The 21,386-nt window shown below is 70.3% G+C and carries 19 protein-coding genes and 1 tRNA gene; 14 read left to right on the forward strand and 6 right to left on the reverse strand.

Translation table 11 applies throughout. The features are described 5' to 3' along the window. Positions 1-18: 18 nt before the first annotated feature. Together OG331_RS28800 and OG331_RS28805 are read right to left on the reverse strand one after the other, a co-directional pair. Positions 19-1,311: an MFS transporter gene (locus tag OG331_RS28800; RefSeq protein ID WP_406201410.1), complete on the reverse strand. Its 1,293-nt coding sequence runs from the start codon at positions 1,309-1,311 to the stop codon at positions 19-21. A 272-nt stretch (positions 1,312-1,583) separates the two neighbouring features. Next, a complete protein-coding gene (locus OG331_RS28805) occupies positions 1,584-3,110 on the reverse strand; it encodes a potassium/proton antiporter (protein ID WP_406210336.1) in 1,527 nt (508 codons plus the stop codon). Positions 3,111-3,336: 226 nt separating this feature from the next. On the opposite strand from OG331_RS28805, the gene OG331_RS28810 reads away from it, so the two are divergent. After that, positions 3,337-6,117: a penicillin acylase family protein gene (locus tag OG331_RS28810; protein ID WP_406201412.1), complete on the forward strand. Its 2,781-nt coding sequence runs from the start codon at positions 3,337-3,339 to the stop codon at positions 6,115-6,117. A 97-nt stretch (positions 6,118-6,214) separates the two neighbouring features. On the opposite strand, the gene OG331_RS28815 is transcribed toward OG331_RS28810, so the two are convergent. Continuing rightward, positions 6,215-6,835: a 5-formyltetrahydrofolate cyclo-ligase gene (locus OG331_RS28815; RefSeq protein WP_406210338.1), complete on the reverse strand. Its 621-nt coding sequence runs from the start codon at positions 6,833-6,835 to the stop codon at positions 6,215-6,217. Positions 6,836-6,929: 94 nt separating this feature from the next. Between OG331_RS28815 and galU the strand changes: the two genes are divergently transcribed. From galU to OG331_RS28855, 8 genes are all read left to right on the forward strand, one after another. Next, entirely contained in the window at positions 6,930-7,832 is a 903-nt protein-coding gene (galU, locus tag OG331_RS28820; RefSeq protein ID WP_328881077.1) for a UTP--glucose-1-phosphate uridylyltransferase GalU, read from the forward strand. 4 nt (positions 7,833-7,836) lie between these two features. After that, positions 7,837-9,162 (forward strand): gephyrin-like molybdotransferase Glp, encoded by a 1,326-nt coding sequence (gene glp, locus OG331_RS28825; RefSeq protein WP_406201415.1) that lies wholly within the window; start codon positions 7,837-7,839, stop codon positions 9,160-9,162. Between the two features lie 86 nt (positions 9,163-9,248). Next, positions 9,249-9,776, forward strand: coding sequence for a cyclic pyranopterin monophosphate synthase MoaC (gene moaC, locus OG331_RS28830; RefSeq protein WP_362384511.1), 528 nt, complete (start codon positions 9,249-9,251; stop codon positions 9,774-9,776). After that, positions 9,773-10,273, forward strand: a complete 501-nt coding sequence (locus OG331_RS28835) for a molybdenum cofactor biosynthesis protein B (RefSeq protein ID WP_406201418.1) — start codon at positions 9,773-9,775, stop codon at positions 10,271-10,273. Before moaC ends, OG331_RS28835 begins: the two co-directional genes overlap by 4 nt. 59 nt (positions 10,274-10,332) lie before the next feature. Continuing rightward, a complete protein-coding gene (locus OG331_RS28840; protein WP_406201420.1) occupies positions 10,333-10,953 on the forward strand; it encodes a GNAT family N-acetyltransferase in 621 nt (206 codons plus the stop codon). Positions 10,954-11,124: 171 nt separating this feature from the next. Further along, on the forward strand, positions 11,125-12,417 hold the full coding sequence (gene glpR, locus OG331_RS28845; protein ID WP_406201423.1) for a gephyrin-like molybdotransferase receptor GlpR: 1,293 nt from the start codon (positions 11,125-11,127) through the stop codon (positions 12,415-12,417). A 71-nt stretch (positions 12,418-12,488) separates the two neighbouring features. Beyond that, positions 12,489-12,562, forward strand: a tRNA-Ala gene (locus tag OG331_RS28850). Positions 12,563-12,668: 106 nt separating this feature from the next. Then, a complete protein-coding gene (locus OG331_RS28855) occupies positions 12,669-13,898 on the forward strand; it encodes an MFS transporter (protein ID WP_406210340.1) in 1,230 nt (409 codons plus the stop codon). Between the two features lie 4 nt (positions 13,899-13,902). Here the strand turns inward: OG331_RS28855 and OG331_RS28860 are convergent, their stop codons facing one another. Beyond that, positions 13,903-14,379 (reverse strand): GNAT family N-acetyltransferase, encoded by a 477-nt coding sequence (locus OG331_RS28860; RefSeq protein WP_406201426.1) that lies wholly within the window; start codon positions 14,377-14,379, stop codon positions 13,903-13,905. Between the two features lie 77 nt (positions 14,380-14,456). Between OG331_RS28860 and OG331_RS28865 the strand changes: the two genes are divergently transcribed. After that, on the forward strand, positions 14,457-15,260 hold the full coding sequence (locus OG331_RS28865; protein WP_406201429.1) for an exodeoxyribonuclease III: 804 nt from the start codon (positions 14,457-14,459) through the stop codon (positions 15,258-15,260). Between the two features lie 56 nt (positions 15,261-15,316). On the opposite strand, the gene OG331_RS28870 is transcribed toward OG331_RS28865, so the two are convergent. Together OG331_RS28870 and OG331_RS28875 are read right to left on the reverse strand one after the other, a co-directional pair. Beyond that, a complete protein-coding gene (locus OG331_RS28870) occupies positions 15,317-16,633 on the reverse strand; it encodes a recombinase family protein (RefSeq protein ID WP_406201432.1) in 1,317 nt (438 codons plus the stop codon). Positions 16,634-16,812: 179 nt separating this feature from the next. After that, the gene (locus OG331_RS28875) at positions 16,813-17,454 is read right to left on the reverse strand and encodes a MerR family transcriptional regulator (protein ID WP_406201434.1); all 642 of its coding nucleotides are present in this window, start codon (positions 17,452-17,454) and stop codon (positions 16,813-16,815) included. 148 nt (positions 17,455-17,602) lie between these two features. On the opposite strand from OG331_RS28875, the gene OG331_RS28880 reads away from it, so the two are divergent. The 4 genes from OG331_RS28880 (at position 17,603) to OG331_RS28895 (ending at position 21,281) form a co-directional block, all read left to right on the forward strand. Continuing rightward, positions 17,603-19,168 carry a flavin-containing monooxygenase gene (locus tag OG331_RS28880; RefSeq protein WP_406201437.1) on the forward strand — a complete coding sequence of 522 codons (1,566 nt, stop codon included), beginning with the start codon at positions 17,603-17,605 and terminating at the stop codon, positions 19,166-19,168. Next, complete coding sequence (locus tag OG331_RS28885; protein WP_406201439.1) at positions 19,165-20,109, forward strand: alpha/beta fold hydrolase; 945 nt, start codon at positions 19,165-19,167, stop codon at positions 20,107-20,109. The genes OG331_RS28880 and OG331_RS28885 overlap by 4 nt, the downstream gene beginning before the upstream one ends. Further along, the gene (locus OG331_RS28890) at positions 20,106-20,990 is read left to right on the forward strand and encodes an SDR family oxidoreductase (RefSeq protein ID WP_406201442.1); all 885 of its coding nucleotides are present in this window, start codon (positions 20,106-20,108) and stop codon (positions 20,988-20,990) included. Before OG331_RS28885 ends, OG331_RS28890 begins: the two co-directional genes overlap by 4 nt. A gap of 87 nt (positions 20,991-21,077) precedes the next feature. Beyond that, positions 21,078-21,281, forward strand: coding sequence for a hypothetical protein (locus OG331_RS28895; RefSeq protein ID WP_406201445.1), 204 nt, complete (start codon positions 21,078-21,080; stop codon positions 21,279-21,281). The last annotated feature ends 105 nt before the right edge of the window (positions 21,282-21,386 follow it).

Genomic DNA, 21,386 nt, shown 5'->3' on the forward strand with positions numbered 1-21,386 from the left:
GTGACGTATTCCAGCCGCTCAGTCCACTGCCACCGGCACGCGGTGACCCACGCCACGTGCGACCGTGCGGCTGCCGGACCGTGTCTCGAGCCGAGAGCGCAGTGCCACCAGGGTCGCCAGGGCCAGCAGGGTCCCGCCCATCGGCACCAGGAACCCGGCGCCGCCCCAGAAGCGGTCCTCCAGCTGACCGGCGACGGTCACGGCGGCGGCCTGGCCCAGCGCGACCGCACCCGTGAGCCAGGTGAAGGCCTCGGTGCGGGCGCCGGCCGGGACCAGGCTCTCGACCAGCGTGTAGCCGGTGATCAGCGCGGGTGCGATGCACATGCCGACGAGCAGGCCGAGGCCGGCCAGGACGAGCACCGAGTGGGCGGCCCACAGGCCGGATGCGGTGAGCGCCAGGGCGGCGTATCCGACGAGGAGGCGGCGCTGCGGGGCCACCTTCCAGGCGATGGCTCCGCAGGCGATGCCGGAGATCATGTTGCCCGCGGCGAAGGTGCCGTACAGGACGCCGTTCAGGCCGGGCTCGCCGATCGACTCGGAGAAGGCGGCCAGCGAGACCTGCATGCCGCCGAAGACGGAGCCGATGCCGAGGAAGGTCACGATCAGCACGCGCACGCCGGGGATGCGCAGCGCGGAGGCGTGCTCCACGCGCGTGTGTCCGACGGCGGCGACCGAGGGCTGCGTGCTCTTCTGCGCGGCGAACAGCAGACCGCCCAGCAGCGTGAGCGCGGCCTCCGTGACCAGACCCGCGGCCGGGTCGACGGCCGTGCACAGGGCGGTGGCCAGCAGCGGGCCGACGACGAAGGTCAGCTCGTCGGTGACCGACTCGAAGGCGGCGGCCGTCGTCATCAGGGGGGAGCCCTGGAGCTTCACGCCCCAACGGGCCCGCACCATGGGCCCGACCTGCGGCACCGAGGCACCGGTGGGCACGGCGGCGACGAACAGGGCCCACAGGGGCGCGTCGGTCAGGGCGAGCGTCGTCAGGGTCAGGCCGGACAGGGTGTGCAGCAGGACGCCGGGGATCAGGACGGTGCGCTGGCCGTAGCGGTCGGCGAGGCGGCCGCTGTAGGGCGCGAACACCGCCATGGAGACGCCGGTGACGGCAGCGGCGGCGCCCGCCGCACCGTACGAACCCGTGGTGTGCTGCACGAGCAGCACGATGGAGATGGTCAGCATCGCGAAGGGCTGGCGTGCCGCGAAGCCGGGGAGCAGGAACGTCCAGGCGCCGCGGGTGCGCAGCAGCTGTCCGTATCCCGGGCGGGAGGAGGCGGGTGCGTCCTTCGACGGCTCGGTGGTGACCGTGGATGCCACGGCCCGTGCCTTTCTGCCACCTGGTAGCGCGGCCCCTACGGGTCGGGGGCGGCGCCGAGAGCTGTCCTCTTGCGCGGAACTGCGGTAGATGCCGGAGCCCACTTGAGGAAGGACGTCCAGCCGCCATACGGTCGCGCCAGCTCTGCGTCAGGCAGAGTTGGTTCGATCTGGGTACGCCTGCATAGTACAGGGGAAAGCGGCCCTTGATCCTGTGAAAATGAGCACTAGGTAGGGCTCCACCTGCGATTGGGCAGGCCCTCTCGGGGTGTCCCTCAGGTCGTCCCGTTCGTCCCCAGCCACCCGGCCAGCTTGCCCCCGGCGCCCACGGCGCGCAGCCGGCGCTCGGCGGCGTCCCGGACCGGGTCCGTGGCGACCACGAGCAGCTCGTCCCCGAGCCGCAGCACCGTCGTCGGCAGCGGAACGAACGATTTTCCGTCACGGACGACAAGGGTGACGGCGGCCCCGGCGGGCAGCCGCAGCTCGTTGACCTCGACGCCGTGCATCTTCGAGCCCTCGGGGATCGCGACGGACAGCAGATGCCCGCGCAGCCGCTCCAGCGGCGCCGACTCGATGCCGAGATCGGCGGCCTCGGGGTCCCGTCCCAGGCGCAGCTTGCGAGCGAGCCAGGGCAGGGTCGGCCCCTGGATCAGGGTGTAGACGACGACCAGGACGAAGACGATGTTGAAGATGCGGCGGCTGTCCTCCACGCCGCCCACCATGGGGATCGTCGCCAGAATGATCGGCACGGCGCCGCGCAGCCCGGCCCACGACATCAGGGCCTGCTCCCGCCAGGCGACCCGGAACGGCGCCAGGCACGCGACGACGCTCAGCGGCCGGGCCACCATGGTCAGCACCAGCCCGATGACGAGCGCGGGCAGGATGTCGTCGCCCAGCTCGTGCGGGGTGACCAGGAGGCCGAGCAGGACGAACATGCCGATCTGTGCGATCCAGCCGACCCCGTCGGCGAACCCGCGCGTGGCCGGCCAGTGCGGCAGCTTGGCGTTGCCCATCACCATCGAGGCGAGATACACGGCGAGGAAGCCGCTGCCGTGCGCCATCGCGCCGGCCGCGTAGGCGGTGACGGCGATGGCCATGACGGCGATCGGGTAGAGGCCGGAGGCGGGCAGGGCCACGTGCCTGAGTCCCCAGGAGCCCACGAAGCCCACCGCGATGCCGATGGCAGCGCCGATCGCCAGTTCCAGGGTTATCTCGCCGAGCAGCGCGTACCAGTGCTCGATCGGACCGTGCTCGGAGAAGGCGACGACCAGGATGACCACGGGGGCGTCGTTGAAGCCGGACTCGGCCTCCAGCGTGCCCGTCACGCGTGAAGGGAGGGGGATCTTCCGCAGGACGGAGAAGACCGCGGCAGCGTCGGTCGAGGAGACGACCGCCCCGATGATGAGCGCCTGCCGCCACTCCAGCCCGACCAGATAGTGCGCGGCCGCCGCCGTGACCCCGACGCTCACCGTGACCCCGACCAGCGCCAGCGCGGAGGCGGCCGGGAGGGCCGGCTTGACCTCCTTCCACTTCGTGCCCAGACCGCCTTCGGCCAGGATCACGACCAGCGCCGCGTACCCGATGACCTGGGTGAGCTCGGCGTCGTTGAAGCTGATGCCGCCGATCCCGTCCTGGCCCATGAGGACGCCGATCCCCAGGTACACGAGCAGGCTGGGGAGCCCGCTGCGCGAGGAGATCCGGACCGCGGCGACCGCGACGAGCAGGACTAGCGAGCAGACGAGCAGGAGCTGGTTGAGGTCGTGGACAGTCAGCGGCCGTTCCCTTCCCTGGCACACACGCACGCGCGCGGGCTCATGTACATAGGACACGAAGTGGCGGTTCTCCGCACCCAACTACTTCGTTACCTTACCTAACTCTTGACGATTTCTTGACACTCGGGCAGGCATGATCGAACGTCCGTCCGTGCTGATTCCCCACTCCGCGTCAAGGTGGAGTGGGCCCTGCGCCTATGGTTGCTCCAGCACTCCAGGACCGCCTGCCGCTCGCGTTAGGACAGCAAGGACAGCGATGCCCCCCAACACCACCGCCTCCACGGGTCAGCAGCCCGGCAAGTCCGGCAGGAAGAAGGGGCGCAGAGCCCGCCTGTTCGTCATCGTGCTGGTCCTGGCCGTCGTGGCGGGCGTCACCGGCGGGGCGTACTGGTCCATCAGCACCGTGCGTGCCTCGTTCCCGCAGACCAAGGGGTCGATAACGCTCGACGGGCTGTCCGGGCCCGTCGACGTGAAGCGCGACGGCTACGGCATCCCGCAGATCTACGCCTCCTCCGACGAGGACCTGTTCATGGCACAGGGCTTCGTCCAGGCGCAGGACCGGTTCTACGAGATGGACGTGCGCCGCCACATGACCTCCGGGCGCCTGTCGGAGATGTTCGGCAAGAGCCAGGTCGACAACGACGAGTTCCTGCGCACCCTGGGCTGGAACCGCGTGGCCGAGGAGGAGTACGAGAAGACGCTGTCCCCCTCCACCAAGAAGTACCTCCAGGCATACGCCAAGGGAGTCAACGCCTACCTGGACGGCAAGGGCAACAAGGACATCTCCCTGGAGTACGCGGCCCTCGAGTTCGCCAACGACTACAAGCCGCAGAAGTGGACCCCGGTCGACTCGATCGCCTGGCTGAAGGCGATGGCCTGGGACCTGCGCGGCAACATGCAGGACGAGATCGACCGCGCCCTGATGACCAGCCGCCTGGGCCCCAAGGAGATCCAGGACCTTTACCCGGACTACCCCTACGGCCGGAACAAGACGATCGTCCAGGCGGGCCGGTACGACGAGGTCACCAAGACCTTCGAGCAGGGCTCCACGGCCGGCGCGGGTTCCTCCGCCGACAGCTCCACGAGCGGCACGGGCACGGCCGCCGGCTCGGACGGCGCCGGCCTGCAGAGCCAGCTGTCGGGCCTCCAGGACGCCCTGGACGATCTGCCGACCGCCGTCGGCGTGAACGGCAACGGCATCGGCTCCAACTCCTGGGTGGTCGGCGGGAAGTACACCATCACCGGCAAGCCGCTGCTGGCCAACGACCCGCACCTGTCGGCCTCGCTGCCGTCCGTCTGGTACCAGATGGGCCTGCACTGCCGCTCGGTCTCCAGCAAGTGCCAGTACGACGTCAGCGGCTACACCTTCGCGGGCATGCCCGGCGTGGTCATCGGCCACAACCAGAGCATCTCCTGGGGCATGACGAACTCCGGTGTCGACGTCACCGACCTCTACCTGGAGAAGCTCTCCGGCGACGGTTACCTGTACGACGGCAAGACGCGCCCGTTCACCAAGCGCGAGGAGACCATCAAGGTCGCCGGCGGTGCCCCCAAGAAGATCGTCGTCCGCGAGACCGACAACGGACCGCTGCTGTCCGACCGCAGCAGCGAGCTGGTGAAGGCCGGCAAGAAGGCCACCGTCGACACCGCCGCCCCCGACCGCGGCGACGGCTACGGCGTCTCGCTGCGCTGGACCGCGCTCCAGGCGGGCACCACCATGGACGCCGTCTTCGCCATGGACAAGGCGAAGAACTGGAACGACTTCCGCGCCGCGGGCGCCCTGTTCGACGTGCCCTCGCAGAACCTGATCTACGCCGACACCGAGGGCAACATCGGCTACACGCTGCCGGGCATGATCCCCACCCGCCCGCAGGGCTACGACGGCTCCGTCCCGGCGCCCGGCTGGGACTCCAAGTCCCGCTGGACCGGCTACATCGACGACGACGAGCTGCCGTACGAGTACAACCCGTCCCGCGGCTACATCGTCACCGCCAACCAGGCGGTGGTCGACAAGGCCAAGTACCCCTACACGCTCACCACGGACTGGGGCTACGGCGCCCGCAGCCAGCGCATCACCGACCTGATCCAGTCGAAGATCGACGGCGGCGGCAAGATCTCCACCGACGACATGCGCCAGATGCAGCTCGACAACAGCAGCGAGATCGCCAAGCTGCTGGTGCCCAAGCTGCTGAAGATCGACATCGACGACAAGACGGTCCGGGGCGCGGACGACGTCCGGGAGGCACAGGAACTCCTGGAGGGCTGGGACTACACCCAGGACGCCGACTCGGCGGCCGCCGCCTACTTCAACTCGGTCTGGCGCAACATCCTCAAGCTCGCCTTCGGTAACAAGCTGCCCATGGAGCTGCGGGTCAAGGGCCAATGCCTATGGGTCGACCCGGTCAACACCACCGGGCCCGCGGACGACGCGGAAAAGGTCCGCGAGTGCGGTGAGCGCGAAGCCGACCAGGCGCAGCCGGACGGCGGCGACCGCTGGTTCGAGGTCGTGCGCAGCCTCATGGACGACGAGAAGAGCGACTGGTGGAAGACGCCGAAGAACGGCACCCGCCCCGCGGCCACCGACCGTGACAGCCTGCTCAAGCGCGCCATGATCGACGCGCGCTGGGAGCTGACCGCCAAGCTCGGCAAGGACATCGACACCTGGAGCTGGGGCCGGCTGCACCGCCTGTTCCTGAAGAACCAGACCCTCGGCACCGACGGCCCCGGGTTCCTCCAGTACGCCCTCAACCGCGGCCCCTGGAAGCTCAGCGGCGGCGAGGGCACGGTCAACGCCAGCGGCTGGAACGCGGCCGGCGGCTACGAGGTCGTCTGGGTGCCGTCGATGCGGATGGTGGTCAACCTCGGCGACCTCGACAAGTCGAAGTGGATCAACGTCACGGGCGCCTCCGGGCATGCCTACAACGCCCACTACACCGACCAGACGGACAAGTGGGCCGACGGCGAACTCCTCGACTGGTCCTTCTCGGACGACGCCGTCGACGAGAGCACGAGCGACACCCTGGTGCTCAGGCCGTGACCCGCTGACGGCGCACAGCTGAAGACGAACGCCGAAAGGGCCCTCCACGCACGCGTGGAGGGCCCTTCGCCTGTGCGGCACCGCCGCCCCAAAGGACTCAGCCCGCGCGGAATCTGCGCACCCCCGACGGCGTCACCACCGCGTCCACCGGACGATCGTGCGGCTCCTCGGGGACGTGCTCGACGACCTCGGAGTCGTACAGCAGCACCACGCGCGCGGGATGCGCCCCCGCGTCCTCCAGGCGGGCCAGGACGCGGTCGTACGACCCACCCCCGCGCCCCAGACGCATCCCGCGCGCGTCGACCGCAAGGCCCGGCAGCAGCACGACGTCGGCCCCGGTCACGGCGTCCGGGCCGAGGCGTTCGCCGGCGGGCTCGAAGAGGGCCATCTTCCCGCCGTGTTGGACGCGGGCGAGGGAGTCCTCCCCGAAGTAGGCACCCCAGTCGAGGTCGTTGTCGGGCAGAAGGGCGGGGAGCAGGACGCGTACGCCCCGGGCGCGCAGCGCGTCGAGCAGCGCGAGCGTGCCGGGTTCACTCCCCACGGAGACGTACGCCGCCACCACGCCCGCGTGCGTCAACTCGGGCAGCTCCAGCGCCCGAACCGCCAGCGCGGCTGCGTTTTCCCGCAGGTCATCGGCCGTCAACCTGTTTCTCACCGAGATGAATTCTCGCCGCAACGTTCGCTTGTCAGTCTCGGCCGGACGTCCGGAGTGAGTCACTGGTCGCACCCGTACCCTTCCTAATGCGCTCATATGAGAGTGAATTAACCGGAGCCTCAGATTCACTGCAAAGGCACCGGATATGGTGTCGGGCATGACTCAGTCGCACCCTCGGATCAGCAAGGCTGTCATCCCCGCAGCGGGCCTAGGTACCCGCTTCCTGCCGGCCACCAAAGCCACTCCCAAGGAGATGCTGCCGGTCGTCGACAAGCCGGCGATCCAGTACGTGGTCGAAGAGGCCGTATCGGCGGGCCTCGACGATGTCCTCATGATCACGGGCCGCAACAAGCGCCCGCTGGAGGACCACTTCGACCGCAACTACGAGCTGGAATCCGCTCTTCAGAAGAAGGGTGACGCCGGCCGGCTCGCCAAGGTGCAGGAGTCCAGCGACCTCGCGACCATGCACTACGTCCGCCAGGGCGACCCCAAGGGCCTCGGCCACGCCGTCCTGTGCGCCGCTCCGCACGTCGGCCACGAGCCCTTCGCCGTCCTCCTCGGCGACGACCTGATCGACCCGCGCGACCCGCTGCTCAAGCGGATGGTCGAGGTGCAGGAGCAGCACGGCGGCAGCGTCATCGCGCTGATGGAGGTCGCGCCCGAGCAGATCCACCTCTACGGCTGTGCAGCCGTGGACCCCACCGACGACGGCGACGTGGTCAAGGTGCACGACCTCGTCGAGAAGCCGGCGGCGGCTGACGCCCCGTCGAATTACGCGATCATCGGCCGCTACGTCCTCGACCCGGCCATCTTCGACATACTGCGCAAGACCGAGCCGGGTCGCGGCGGTGAGATCCAGCTCACCGACGCCCTCCAGCAGCTGTCGCAGGACGAGAAGGTCGGCGGCCCGGTGCACGGCGTCGTCTTCAAGGGCCGCCGCTATGACACCGGCGACCGTGGCGACTACCTGCGTGCCATTGTCAGACTCGCATGCGAACGTGAAGACCTGGGCCCGGACTTCCGGACCTGGCTTCGCAGTTACGTAGCCGAGGAGATGTAGCGAGTTGAGCACCGCCGCCGCGCCCCGCCCCACCGGCCAGGACCACCTCTGGTCGGTGGACGAACACCTGGAGGACATCCTCGCGACCGTCCGCCCCCTCGAACCCATCGAGCTGCAACTGCTCGACGCCCAGGGCTGTGTCCTGGTCGACGACGTCACGGTGCCGGTCTCCCTGCCACCGTTCGACAACAGCTCCATGGACGGGTACGCGGTGCGGGTCGCGGATGTCGCGGGCGCGAGCGAGGAGTTCCCGGCGGTCCTGGAGGTCGTCGGGGACGTCGCGGCGGGCCAGGCCGACCTGCTCCACGTGGGCCCCGGCCAGGCCGCCCGCATCATGACCGGCGCCCCGCTGCCGCCCGGCGCCGAGACGGTCGTTCCCGTGGAGTGGACCGACGGCGGCCTCGGCGAGGGCCCGGTGACCGGGATGCGCGCCCGCAGCCTCGCCCCCGAGGGCGCCCGGGGCCAGGTGCACATCCACCGGCCGGCCGAGGCACGTGCGCATGTGCGCGCGAAGGGCAGCGACGTCAAGGCGGGCGACCGGGCGCTCGAAGCGGGCACGGTCCTCGGGCCGCCCCAGATCGCCCTGCTCGCCGCGATCGGACGCGGCACGGTGCGCGTGCGCCCACGCCCGCGCGTGGTCGTCATGTCCACCGGCAGCGAACTCGTCCAGCCCGACGAGGCCCTGGGCAGCGGCCAGATCTACGACTCCAACAGCTTCGCCCTCACCGCCGCGGCCCGTGACGCCGGCGCCATCGCCTACCGCGTGGGCGCCGTCGCCGACGACGCCGAGACCCTGAGGTCCACCGTCGAGGACCAGCTCGTGCGCGCCGACCTCATGGTCACCACCGGCGGCGTGAGCGTCGGGGCGTACGACGTCGTCAAGGAGGCGCTGTCGCACGTCGGCGACGAGGACGAGGCCGGCAGCGGCATCGACTTCCGCAAGCTCGCCATGCAGCCCGGCAAGCCTCAGGGCTTCGGCTCCATCGGCCCCGACCACACCCCGCTGCTCGCGCTCCCGGGCAACCCGGTGTCGTCGTACGTCTCCTTCGAGCTGTTCGTGCGCCCCGCGATCCGCACCCTGATGGGCCTGGAGGACGTCCACCGGCCGCGGATGACGGCGACCCTTGCCGCGGACAAGGCGCTGAGCTCTCCCAAGGGACGCAGACAGTTCCTGCGCGGGACGTACGCCGACGGCGAGGTGCGGCCGGTCGGCGGCGCCGGATCCCATCTGATCGCCGCCCTCGCGCACGCCGACGCGCTGATCGTCGTCCCGGAGGACGTGGAGAGCGTCGAGCCCGGCGCCGAGGTCGAGATGGTCCTGCTCGGCTGAGGGGCCCCGGCCCGCGATACCGTGTCGCGCACAGCAGGCCCGTGCGCCGCACCGCGACGGGCCCGGACCGGGAGCGCCACACGATCATGACTGTGCCTTCCCGGGGGGAGACCCCCGGACCCCATGAGCACGACCGACCCACGCAGCAGCGGCTGACGCACATCGACGACGCGGGCGCGGCCCGCATGGTCGACGTCTCCGGTAAGGACGTGACCGCGCGCACGGCTCGCGCCAGCGGACGCGTCCTCGTCTCGCCCCGCGTGGTCGAGCTGCTGCGCGGCGAGGGGGTACCCAAGGGCGACGCCCTCGCCACCGCGCGTATCGCGGGCATCATGGGCGCCAAGCGCACACCGGACCTGATCCCGCTGTGCCACCCGTTGTCGGTGTCCGGTGTGAAACTGGACCTGTCGGTCGCGGACGACGCGGTGGAGATCCTGGCCACCGTGAAGACGACGGACCGCACGGGCGTCGAGATGGAGGCCCTCACCGCGGTCTCCGTCGCCGCGCTCACCGTGATCGACATGGTGAAGGCGGTCGACAAGGGAGCGGTCATCACGGACGTACGGGTGGAGGAGAAGACGGGCGGCAAGTCGGGCGACTGGAGCCGGGCATGATGTATCGCGCTCTCGTGGTCACCGCCTCCAACCGGGCTGCCGCCGGGGTCTACGAGGACAAGGGCGGCCCGCTGATCGCCGAGGGCCTGAAGGGCTTCGGCTTCGACGTCGAGGGGCCGCAGGTCGTCCCCGACGGCGACCCCGTGAAGGCAGCCCTGCGCGCCGGAGTCGACGCCGGGTACGACGTCATCGTGACCACCGGCGGCACCGGCATCTCGCCGACCGACCGCACCCCGGAGGCGACCCGCGCCCTCCTCGACTTCGAGGTGCCGGGCATCGCCGAGGCGATCAGGGCGTTCGGACGGGACAAGGTGCCCACGGCGGCACTGTCCCGGGGGCTCGCCGGAGTCGCCGGACGCACACTGATCATCAACCTGCCCGGCTCCAGCGGCGGGGTGAAGGACGGACTGGCCGTCCTCGCACCCCTGCTGACCCACGCCGTCGACCAGATCCGCGGCGGCGACCACCCCAGACCCAGCAGCGGGGGTGCGAGCTGAACAGCCCATCCTGGCCCGTCGTGCTGAGGGACGGCGATGTCGTCCTGAGGCCGATAAAGATGCGCGACCAACGGGCCTGGCGCGAGGTCAACCGGCGCAACCGGGACTGGCTGCGGCCCTGGGAGGCGACCATTCCGCCGCCCACGCCCAGCGGACCGATCACGCACCGGCCGACCTACCGCCAGATGGTCCGGCATCTGCGGTCCGAGGCGCACTCGGGCCGGATGCTGCCGTTCGTCATCGAGTACCAGGGGCGGCTGGTCGGGCAGTTGACGGTCGCCGGGATCACCTGGGGCTCGATGTGTTCGGGACACGTCGGCTACTGGGTGGACGAGGCGGTGGCGGGCCGCGGGGTCATGCCGACCGCTGTGGCGCTCGTGGTGGACCACTGTTTCCGCACCGTTGGTCTGCACCGCATCGAGGTCTGCATTCGCCCCGAGAACGGGCCCAGCCGCCGGGTCGTTGAAAAACTCGGATTCCGCGAGGAGGGGCTCCGTCCGCGATATCTCCACATCGACGGAGCCTGGCGCGACCATCTCGTCTTCGCGCTCACGTCGGAAGAGGTCCCGGAGGGGGTGCTCGGACGCTGGCACCGGGCGCGCTCGCAGAAGACATCGCAGTCGAACCCGCAGGACACCCGCCAGAACAGTCAGGGGAATCCCGCGTGGCCCGGAAATTGAATAAGTGTTCGAAATTGATCGCGGAGTGACCGGCTCAGGGCATTAAATTCGCGCCTCGGTGGGCTGCTGATCGCATCGGTCACAAAAAAAGTTCGAAATATCAGCCAGATCGTGCGACACACCGGCTCAATTGGCGGATGGCCTCACGCAAACCCCTCTACCGTGTGAGACGTGAGCAGCAGCGGCCTCATCTACGCAGTCATTGTCGGGGCCTGGGCCGCCTACTTGGTGCCGATGTGGCTCCGTAGGCAGGACGAGCTGAACGAGGCCCGTCCGACGGAACGCTTCAGCACAGCCATCCGGTTGCTGTCCGGACGGGCGGGGATGGAGCGCCGGTACGCCAAGGACCTGCGCGCGCGCTCCACCGAGGAGGGGGAGCACAGCGCCGATGACCCGGGCGACGTCACCGAGTCGGTGGACGTCCGGGCCTTCGCCGTGCCTCCGACCCGTCCGCAGACCCAGGCTGCGGCACAGGCACAGGCACCGGCGCGCCCGGAGCCGGCACGGGAATCCACGCGGGAACCCATGCGGGAACAGGGGGGCAAACCGGCACCCGAACACGGGTCCAGGCAGGCTCCCGAACGCACGGGCGCGCCCACGGCCGAAGCGGGTTCCGGCCCGGCAGCCAAGGCACGCAAGCGAGTGCCCGCCGCCCGGCGGGCGCCCTCGGCCTCGGAGGAGGCGGCAGCAGCGCGCGCCCGGCGCCTGAAGGTGCTCGCGCGCCGTCGGCGTACCACCGTCGTCCTCTTCCTCGCCTTCACCCTCGGCGCGATCGTCGCCGCGGTCGGCGGGCTCGCCCTCCTGTGGGCGCCCGGCGTTCCCGCCGTCATGCTCAGCGGGTACATCGCGTATCTGCGGTCCCAGGAGCGCCGCCGCTTCGCCTACCAGATGGACCGGCGCCGCGCAGAGGTCGCCGCGCAGCGGCTCCGTGAGCATGCGCGCCAGTCGCGCCGGCGCGGCCCCGCCGACGCCGGTGCCGGCCTCGACGAGTCCGACGAGGGGCCCGAACCAGGCACCGACCCCGGGCTCTCCGCCCTCGCCGCGGACCGGCGCGCCCTCGTCGAGCAGACCGACCACGCCGAGTGGGTCGACCAGCAGCGCGAGCGGCAGCGCAGGCCCGGCCACGGCGACAGCTGGGACCCGGTGCCGGTGCCCCTGCCGACGTACGTGACCGCGCCGGTCGCGCCTCGGGCCACCTCCGATGTGGACCTCGGCGCGCCGGACGCCTGGAGCTCGGCACGGTCGAGCCCCGTCGGCCGGGACCGGGAGGCGGCCGAGGCCGCGGACGGGCCCGCGCGGGGCGCCGAGCCGGGCGACGCGGACCGCGAGGAGGAGAAAGCCGAAGGGGGCGGTCGTAGCGACGCGCGCCGGGCCGCCTCCGCTCGCCGGGCGCGTGAGCGGGGCCGTACGCCACTGTTCGACCAGTTCGAGGACGGCGAGCGGCCGCGAGCCGCGAACGAGTAGCCGCCCTCTTCCGGCCAGGGAACGGATTTCCAAGCACCCCGACCGGGGTGCTAAAGTTTCACTCGTTGCAAGGGCCTGTGGCGCAGTCCGGTAGCGCACCTCGTTCGCATCGAGGGGGCCAGGGGTTCGAATCCCCTCAGGTCCACCGCAACAACTTTCCGAGGAAACTTGGGTAGTTGAAAGATCCCGTCCGATCGGTTGATCGGGCGGGATCTTTGTTGTTCCCAAGGGGTCACCTCTTGAGGGGGACTGTGCAGAAGGCCACCGCGGAGTTACCGGCGAGGCGCGTGACGCCGCTGCGAGACGCACGCTTCCGGCGGTTCGTGACCGCCAGTCTCATCTCGGCCACCGGATCCGCGATGGCACCCCTCGCGCTCGCCTACTCCGTGATCGAGCAGGGCGGTGGCGCCGGCGACCTCGGTGTGGTGCTCGCCACGAACACCGTGCCCACCATCGTCTTCCTTCTCGTGGGCGGAGTGCTCGCGGACCGTGTCTCCCGGAGCAGGCTGCTCTTCCTCGGCAACCTGCTGGCGGCCGCCGCGCAGGGGGCGCTGGCCGTGACGGTCGCCCTCGGGCAGGCCACGACCACCTCCATCGCGGTCTGCGGCTTCGTCTCGGGGACGGCCATGGCCTTCACCGTGCCCGCCACCCAGGGCGCCGTGCCCCAGATGGTGCCGGCGGAGCAGTTGCAGCAGGCCAACGCCCTGCTCAGGCTGCCGAGCAACGCCGTCAAAGTGCTCGGTCCGGCCATCGGCGGAGCAGTCGTCGCGGCCGGCGGCCCGGCCTGGGCACTGGCCTGGGACGCGCTCACCTTCGCCGTGGCCGCCGTCCTGCTGCTCGGGCTGCGCCTGGACGCGCCCGTCACCGTCACCAGCGCGCTGAGTGACCTGCGGGAGGGCTGGACCGGCTTCTGGTCGCGGACCTGGCTGTGGACCTACACGGTCGCCGGGGCCGTCCTCGTCGCCGCCTGGCTGGCCGGGTTCCAGTTGCTGGGGCCGGTCGTCGCGGCGCAACAGTACTCGGGGGCGCGTGACTGGGGGCTCGTCTCGGGCGCGTTCTCTGCGGGACTGCTGGCCGGGACCGTGGTGTGCCTGCGCTGGCGGCCGTACCGGCTGATGGTCGTGGCGGTCGCGGCAGGTGCGCCGCTCGCCGGGCCGTTGCTCGTCATGGCGTGGGGACTGCCGCTGCCCTGGCTGCTGTTGGCCGCCCTGCTCGCGGGGGCCGCGTTGGACGTGGCGATCGTCGCGTGGACGACCGCATTCCAGCAGCATGTTCCGCAGGGCGAGTTGGGGCGCATGAGCGCGTTCAACAGCGTCGGGGAGCGGCTGGCCATTCCGCTCGGCTACCTGCTCACCGCGCTCGCCGCCGGCATCTGGGACAACCGGACGGTGCTGATGGTGTGCGCCGGACTCGTCGTCGCCGCCACCGTCCTCAACCTCTGTGTGCGGGACCTCTACCGCGTCAACGCCGCACGGAACTGACCGCTCACAGCGCCTTCGCGTAACACAGGCTCAGGTCGTGGAAGCGGTAGAAGCCGAACTTCCCGCACGGCTCGTAGCCGCTGGACGTGTACAGCGCCACCGCCTCCGGCTGCTTCGTCCCGGTCTCCAGCACCATGCGCGTCCGGCCCGCCGCCCGCGCGTCGTCCTCCAGCGCGGCAAGGATGCGTCTCGCCAGGCCGCGCCCGCGCATCTGCTCGATGACGTACATCCGCTTGAGCTCGGCGTCCCCGTCCTCGTTGCCCTCGCCGTTCTCGTCCTGGGCCCGCCAGCCGCCGGACGCGACAGGGGTGCCGAGCGCGTCGTACGCGATCAGGTACAGGCCGTTCGGCGTCCTGAAGTCCGCCGTGTCCAGGGGCGTGGCGTCACCGTCGTCGCCGTAGCGGACGCCGTACTCGGCCTGCACCTGGTCGTTGAGCTTGACGGCGTCGGGGTGGTCGAAAGGGACGGGACGTATATGCATGCTATTTACCGTAAATCAATTCAAGATCAAGAGGTTCCAGAATCGGACACCGTCCAGTGTGCCGGTAAGGTGCCCGAGTGCTCACTGTGACCTCTGTGAATGTGAACGGGCTGCGGGCCGCCGCGAAGAAGGGCTTCGTGGAGTGGCTCGCCGGCACCGAGGCCGACGTGCTGTGCCTTCAGGAGGTGCGCGCGGAGCCGCAGCAGCTGCCCGAGGGCGTCCGCGCGCCCGACGGCTGGCACGTCGTGCACGCGCCGGCCGCCGCCAAGGGCCGCGCCGGCGTCTCCCTCTACACCCGCCGCGAGCCCGACCGGATCCAGGTCGGCTTCGGGTCGAGTGAGTTCGACGACAGCGGGCGTTACGTCGAGGCCGACCTGCCGGGTGTGACGGTCGCCTCGCTCTACCTCCCCTCCGGCGAGGTGGGCACCGAGCGGCAGGACGAGAAGGTCCGCTTCATGGGCGAATTCCTCGCCTACCTGAAGGCCCTGCGCGAGCGCGCCGCCGCCGACGGCCGCGAGGTCCTGGTCTGCGGCGACTGGAACATCGCCCACCAGCAGGCCGACCTGAAGAACTGGCGCGGCAACACCAAGAACTCCGGGTTCCTGCCGGAGGAGCGGGAGTGGCTGACCGAGGTGTTCGCGCCGGGCGCCGCCGGCTATGTCGATGTCGTGCGGGCGCTGCATCCGGATGTGGAGGGGCCGTATACCTGGTGGTCGTACCGGGGGCGGGCTTTCGAGAGAGATACAGGTTGGCGGATCGACCTCGCCGTGGCGACCCCGGGCCTTGCGGGGAAGGCGGCCAAAGCGTTCGTGGAGCGAGCCGCCAGTCACGACGAACGGTGGTCGGATCACGCTCCCGTGACAGTCGTCTTCGACAAGTGACTTGGACCGTGGGGGTGCGCTGAAGCCTGCACACCCCCACACGCACCGTGGAGACGTCAGGGGCGCGGCCCGACTGTGAAGGTCAAGCGGGAGGTGTCAGGCCCGGCCAGCCGCTCCGGGCCGCCGCCCGATCGCCCCTTGGCGACTGTCACCCGAACCCCGTCCCGCAGGAGTCGTTCCCGTGTCACCTCGCCGTCCACGGCGAATGCCTCGCGGTACCGGCTGACGGCGTACTCGTCGAGCCAGCTGGCGCGAATGGCGGCAGGAGCGGGACAGGTCGTGCCGCGTGCCGATGCACGGCAGGCGTAGTCGCCGTATGCATAGGACTTCCGTGTGGCGAAGTACATACGACCGCTGCACCCGGCGCAGTGCGCGACCCCGACCAACAGCGATGTCTCCCGGCGCTTGGGGTGGATTCCGTTCGAACGGGCGTTGAGGATGTCCTGGAGGGCCTGGAATTCCTCTTCGGTGAGCAGCGGAGGACCGATCAGCACGGGTGAGCCCTCAGAGTCACGGACGGTCTTCCCCCTGTGCACCCGGTGCCCCATCAGCGTCGGTGTGCGCAGGATTTTGGACAGGCTGCCTGCTGTCCATCGAAACCGGTCGAAGTCGCGTCCGTGGCGCCGCCCACCCGTGGGGCGTCCGTGAAGTTGGGCATGGCGGTCGCGCGGCACCAGTACGCCCGCGGCTTCGAGTCTGTGAGCGATGGCTACCAGGGACAGTCCCGAGTGCACGTCGTCCACAATCGCGCGGACAACCGTGACGGTCTCCGGGTCGGGGGCGAGACACCAGCCGACGCCGGAAGAATGCGGCGCCTTCTTGTAACCGAACGGGGCAAGGCCGCCTCCGTATCGGCCCGTCGCGCGCAGCGCTTCGTGGGCGCTGGTGAGGCGCGCAGACAGGGCGCGAGCTTCCTGTTCGGCGGCGTAGGCCAGATTCATGCAGCGGCGGATGGCGTCGCTGTCTGCCCGCGGCGTGACGACGAGTGGCTGACGCTCTTCAGGCATCACGAAGACGAGTGTCGTCGCATGCCGCCGACCCCACTCGACCAACTCGGACAGGTGGGCGACGGAACGCACGGCGCGGTCCACATGTGACCAGACGATGGCGTCGTATTCGTCTGGGCGCTGCAGCCAAGGCGACAGAGAGGGCCTCTCGAAGGGCGACATCTTGCGTGCGGATACCCCCAGATCTGCGGCTTCGGCGATCAGAGTGAAGCCCAGTTGGTCGGTGCACTGCTGGATGCAGGCACGCTGCCTGCCGGGTGAGGTGGTCACTTCGGTCAGGTTGCTGAGACGCACAGCTCCAAGAGCTCGCGGATGTTCGGTGGGAGTTGAAGCCGGATGTAACGGCTGGGGACTACGCTCGGGCACGTCGACGCTCCTCGAAAGTGTCGGCCATACCCCGGGACTGGTCGCACAGTCGCCGGGGACTTTTCGATCTCACTCTCGGAGTACGAACGCGGCTGCGCCTGGGACTGCTCTAAAAGTGCCTCAATGGTGTGAATGTTGATGAACTGTCGGACAGTTGAGGTGTGAGGTGATCTCGGGCGCTAGCCGCGCTTGCGCAACCGTCGGTCCAGCGCCAACGAAAGCTCCGCCTCCACCACGCTCCGCGCGAGCGGCCGCAGGCGTTGGAGGTCGGTTTCGCGGGCGTGGCGCAGTACCAGGTCGGCGAACATCTCCGCGAGGTCGTCGACGTGCTCGCGGACCTGCTTGCCTGCCGCCAGGACCTCGGCGAGGGGGATGCCCTCGCGGACCAGGGCCGCGGAGACGTCCAGGAGGCGGCGGCTGATGTGGACGATTTCGTCGCCGTCGGTGCCGAGATAGCCGAGGTCCAGGGCGGCTGCGAGGTTGTCCGGGGTGACCTGGCCCTCGAAGCGGGCGGCGAGTTCCTCGGGGGTGAGGCGGACCGGCTCCTCCTCCGTGGGGGCGGCGCCGAGGAGGTCGGCGACATCGCGGCCGTGGTCGAGGGCGTCGGCCAGTTCCGCGATGCCGTTCAGGGTGTGACCGCGTTCCAGCAGAGCCGAGATCGTGCGCAGGCGGGCCAGGTGGTGGTCGTCGTACCAGGCGATGCGGCCCTCGCGGCGGGGTGGCGGTATCAGCTTGCGTTCGCGGTAGAAGCGCAGGGTGCGCGCCGTGATGCCGGCCAGGCGGGCCAGTTCCTCCATGCGGTATTCACGCTTCTGGGTCACCCGGGAACCTTAATTCGTACCGGCGGTAACTTTCCTCGTGCCGACCCCTACCGGTCGGTACGGAGCTCCTCTACTCTCCCCATTGTGCCAGTGTTCACTGGCATGGTTCCGGTTTCCGGGGTCCGGGAGAAGCTAGGGAGGCACAGGCATGGCCGAACGCGAACATGTGCGGGTCGCGGTGGTCGGGTCCGGGTTCGGCGGGCTGGGGGCCGCGGTACGGCTGCGGCGCGAGGGCGTCACCGACTTCGTCGTCCTGGAGCGGGCCGACAGCGTCGGCGGCACCTGGCGGGACAACAGCTATCCGGGGTGTGCGTGTGACGTGCCGTCCCATCTGTACTCCTTCTCCTTCGCGCCCAATCCCGACTGGCCGCGCACCTTCTCCGGCCAGCAGCACATCCGCGCGTACCTGGAGCACGTCACCGACGTCTTCCGGCTGCGGCCGCACATCCGCTTCAACTCGGAGGTGCAGCGGATGACCTGGAACGCCGAGCGGCTGTGCTGGGACATCGAGACCAGCAGCGGGAACCTGTCGGCCGACCTCGTCGTCTCCGCCACCGGGCCGCTGTCCGACCCGAAGATGCCGGACATCCCGGGGCTCGACTCCTTCCCGGGCAAGGTCTTCCACTCCGCCCGCTGGGACCACGACTTCGACCTGCGCGGCAAGCGCGTCGCGATGGTCGGCACCGGCGCCTCCGCCATCCAGATCGTGCCGTCCATCCAGCCGGAGGTCGAGCGGCTCACGCTCTTCCAGCGCACCCCGCCGTGGGTCATGCCCCGCGTCGACCGTGCCATCACCGGCGTCGAGCGCTCCCTGCACCGGGCCCTGCCCCTCACCGCGCAACTGCGCCGCGGACTGCTGTGGGGCATCCGGGAGCTTCAGGTCCAGGCGTTCACCAAGCGCCCCAACGAGCTGGGTCTCATCGAGCAGTTGGCCAAGCGGAACATGGGCCGCTCCATCAAGGACCCGGCCCTGCGCGCCAAGCTGACCCCCGACTACCGCATCGGCTGCAAGCGGATCCTGCTGAGCAGTGAGTACTATCCGGCGCTCGCCCAGCCCAACGTGGACCTCGTCGCCAGTGGTCTGAGCGAGGTCCGCGGCTCGACCCTCGTCGCCGCCGACGGCAGCGAGGCCGAGGCCGACGCGATCGTCTTCGGTACCGGGTTCCACGTCACCGACATGCCGATCGCGGACCGGGTGGTGGGCGCGGAGGGCAAGACCCTCGCCGAGGCGTGGAAGGGCGGGATGGAGGCGCTGCGGGGCGCGTCCGCCGCCGGGTTCCCGAACTGGATGACGATCATCGGGCCCAACACGGGCCTCGGGAACTCGTCCATGATCCTCATGATCGAGTCCCAGCTGAACTACCTGGCCGACTTCGTCCGCCAGTTGAACGTCCTCGGCGGTCGCGTGGCTCTGGACGCGCGGCCAAGCGCCGTGCACGCCTGGAACCGGCGGGTTCAGGAACGCATGAAGCGGACGGTGTGGAACACGGGCGGCTGCACCAGCTGGTACCTGGATGCCGGCGGCCGCAACACGACGGTGTGGCCCGGTACGACGTCCGAGTTCCGGCGGGCCACGCGGCGGGTGGATCTGGCGGAGTACGAACTCCTGCGAGCGCCGGCCGAGAAGGACGCCAAGTCGCAAGGCGCCAAGTCGCAAGACAGCAAGGCGAAGGGCGGCAAGTCCAAGGACGCCACGTCGGGGGTGACCGCGTGAGCCGGCTGATGCACGTCGCCTCCGGGCCGTACGCCCCGCCCGCCCCCGCCCGTGAGCTGACGGCGATATCCGCCGACGGCGCCCGCCTGCACGTGGAGGTGCACGGCCGCGTCGACGACACGGCCGCGCCCGCCGTCGTGCTCGCGCACGGCTGGACCTGCTCGACCGCCTTCTGGGCGGCGCAGATCCGGGAGCTGGCCGTCGACCACCGGGTCATCGCCTACGACCAGCGCGGCCACGGACGCAGCCCGGCGAGCCCGGCGTGCAGCAGCGACGCTCTCGCCGACGACCTCGAAGCCGTACTGGAGGCCGCGCTCGCACCCGGCGAGAAGGCCGTGATCGTCGGGCACTCCATGGGCGGCATGACGGTGATGGCCGCAGCCGGCCGCCCGGGGTTCCGCGCGCACGCCGCCGCGGTCCTGCTGTGCAGCACGGGCGCCTCGCGGCTGGTCGCCGAGTCCACGGTCGTACCGATGCGGCCGGGGCGGCTGCGGACCTGGCTGACCAAGCACATCCTCGGCTCCCGGGCGCCGCTCGGGCCGGTCACGCCGATCGCCAGGGCGATTCTCAAGTACGCGACGATGGGCCCCGGTTCGGCCCCGCACATGGTCGAGGCGTGCGCGCGGATCGTGCACGCGTGCCCGCGCAAGGTGCGATACGCCTGGTCGAACGTGCTGGATCTGCTCGATCTCGACCACGGCGTGCGGGAGTTGACGGTGCCGACCGCGGTGGTCGTCGGCACGGCCGACCGCCTGACCCCGCCGGTGCACGCCCGCTCGCTGGCCGCCGCGCTGCCGCACTGCCTCGGCGTCACCGAACTGCCCGGCCTCGGGCACATGACACCGGTCGAGGCACCCGAGCTGGTGACCGGGATGATACGGGAGCTCGGCATGACGTACCCGCAGGCCGACACGTACACGCAGGTCAAGGAGGGCGCATGAGCAGGGTGAGCCTTGAAGGACAGGTCGCCGTCGTCACGGGGGCGGCGCGGGGCGTCGGGGAGCTGCTCGCCCGCAAGCTCTCGGCGCGCGGCGCGAAGGTGGCGCTCGTGGGGCTGGAGGCGGACGCCCTCAAGCAGGTCTCCGCACGGCTGCACAGCGACAGCGACCACTGGTACGCCGACGTGACGGATCACGAGGCGATGGCCCGGGTGGCGCTGGAGGTGAAGGAACGGTTCGGGAAGGTCGACATCGTCGTCGCCAACGCGGGTGTCGCCAGCGGGGGACCGTTCGTGGACTCCGACCCGGAGGCGTGGCGGCGGGTCATCGAGGTCAACCTCATCGGATCGGCGGTGACGGCTCGCGCGTTTCTGCCGGTGCTGATGGAGAGCCGGGGCTATCTCCTCCAGATAGCCTCGCTCGCGGCCATCACGCCGGCGCCGATGATGACCGCGTACTGCGCGTCCAAGTCCGGTGTGGAGGCGTACGCGCACAGTCTGCGGGCCGAAGTCGGTTACAAGGGCGTGCGGGTGGGGGTCGGCTATCTGTCCTGGACCGACACCGACATGGTGCGCGGCGCCGATCAGGACGACGTCATGCGGGAGTTGAGGAAGCGGCTGCCCTGGCCGGCCAACAAGACGTATCCGCTGGGGCCGGCGGTCGACCGGATCGTGGCCGGGATCGAGCGGCGCTCCAGCCATGTCTACGGGCAGTGGTGGCTGCGCGGGATGCAGGGGGTGCGCGGGTATCTGCCGGGGCTCATCGGGACCGTGGGGCAACGGGAGATGCGGCGGTTCGGGGACCGGCTGGTGGGGGTGCGGACGGGGTTGGTCGGAGCGGGTGGCGCCGCCGATGAGCAGGAGCGCATTACGCGGCGTAACTGATCGACATGCGCAGGGTTATCGCCCGTGTGAATCTGGTCGAGGCCCCACCGAGGGGCCAACCCCCACTCACTACGGGAGTGAACCCACATGGGCATGAAGGACCAGTTCAAGGAGAAGTCCGAGCAGCTGCAGGAGCGTGCGCGTCAGCACGGGCAGCACGGGCAGCAGGACCCCCAGCGTCCGCAGGGCCAGCCGGAGCGTGGGCGCCAGCGGCCGTCGCGGGACGAGGAGTCCGAGCGGACGCGTGAGCGTGAGGACGAGGAGCGGTTCGACCAGGACTACGACCGGTAGTCAGTCGGTTCGCTGAGCGCGGGGCGCCCCCTGGTTGGTGGGTGCCCCGCGTTTGTGTTTGTGTCGGGGGTGCGTTGTCGGGTGCGGGCCGGTGAGGGCTTGTCG

Origin of the sequence: Streptomyces sp. NBC_01017, assembly GCF_045162795.1 — a bacterium.
Classification (GTDB): Bacteria; Actinomycetota; Actinomycetes; order Streptomycetales; family Streptomycetaceae; genus Streptomyces; species Streptomyces machairae.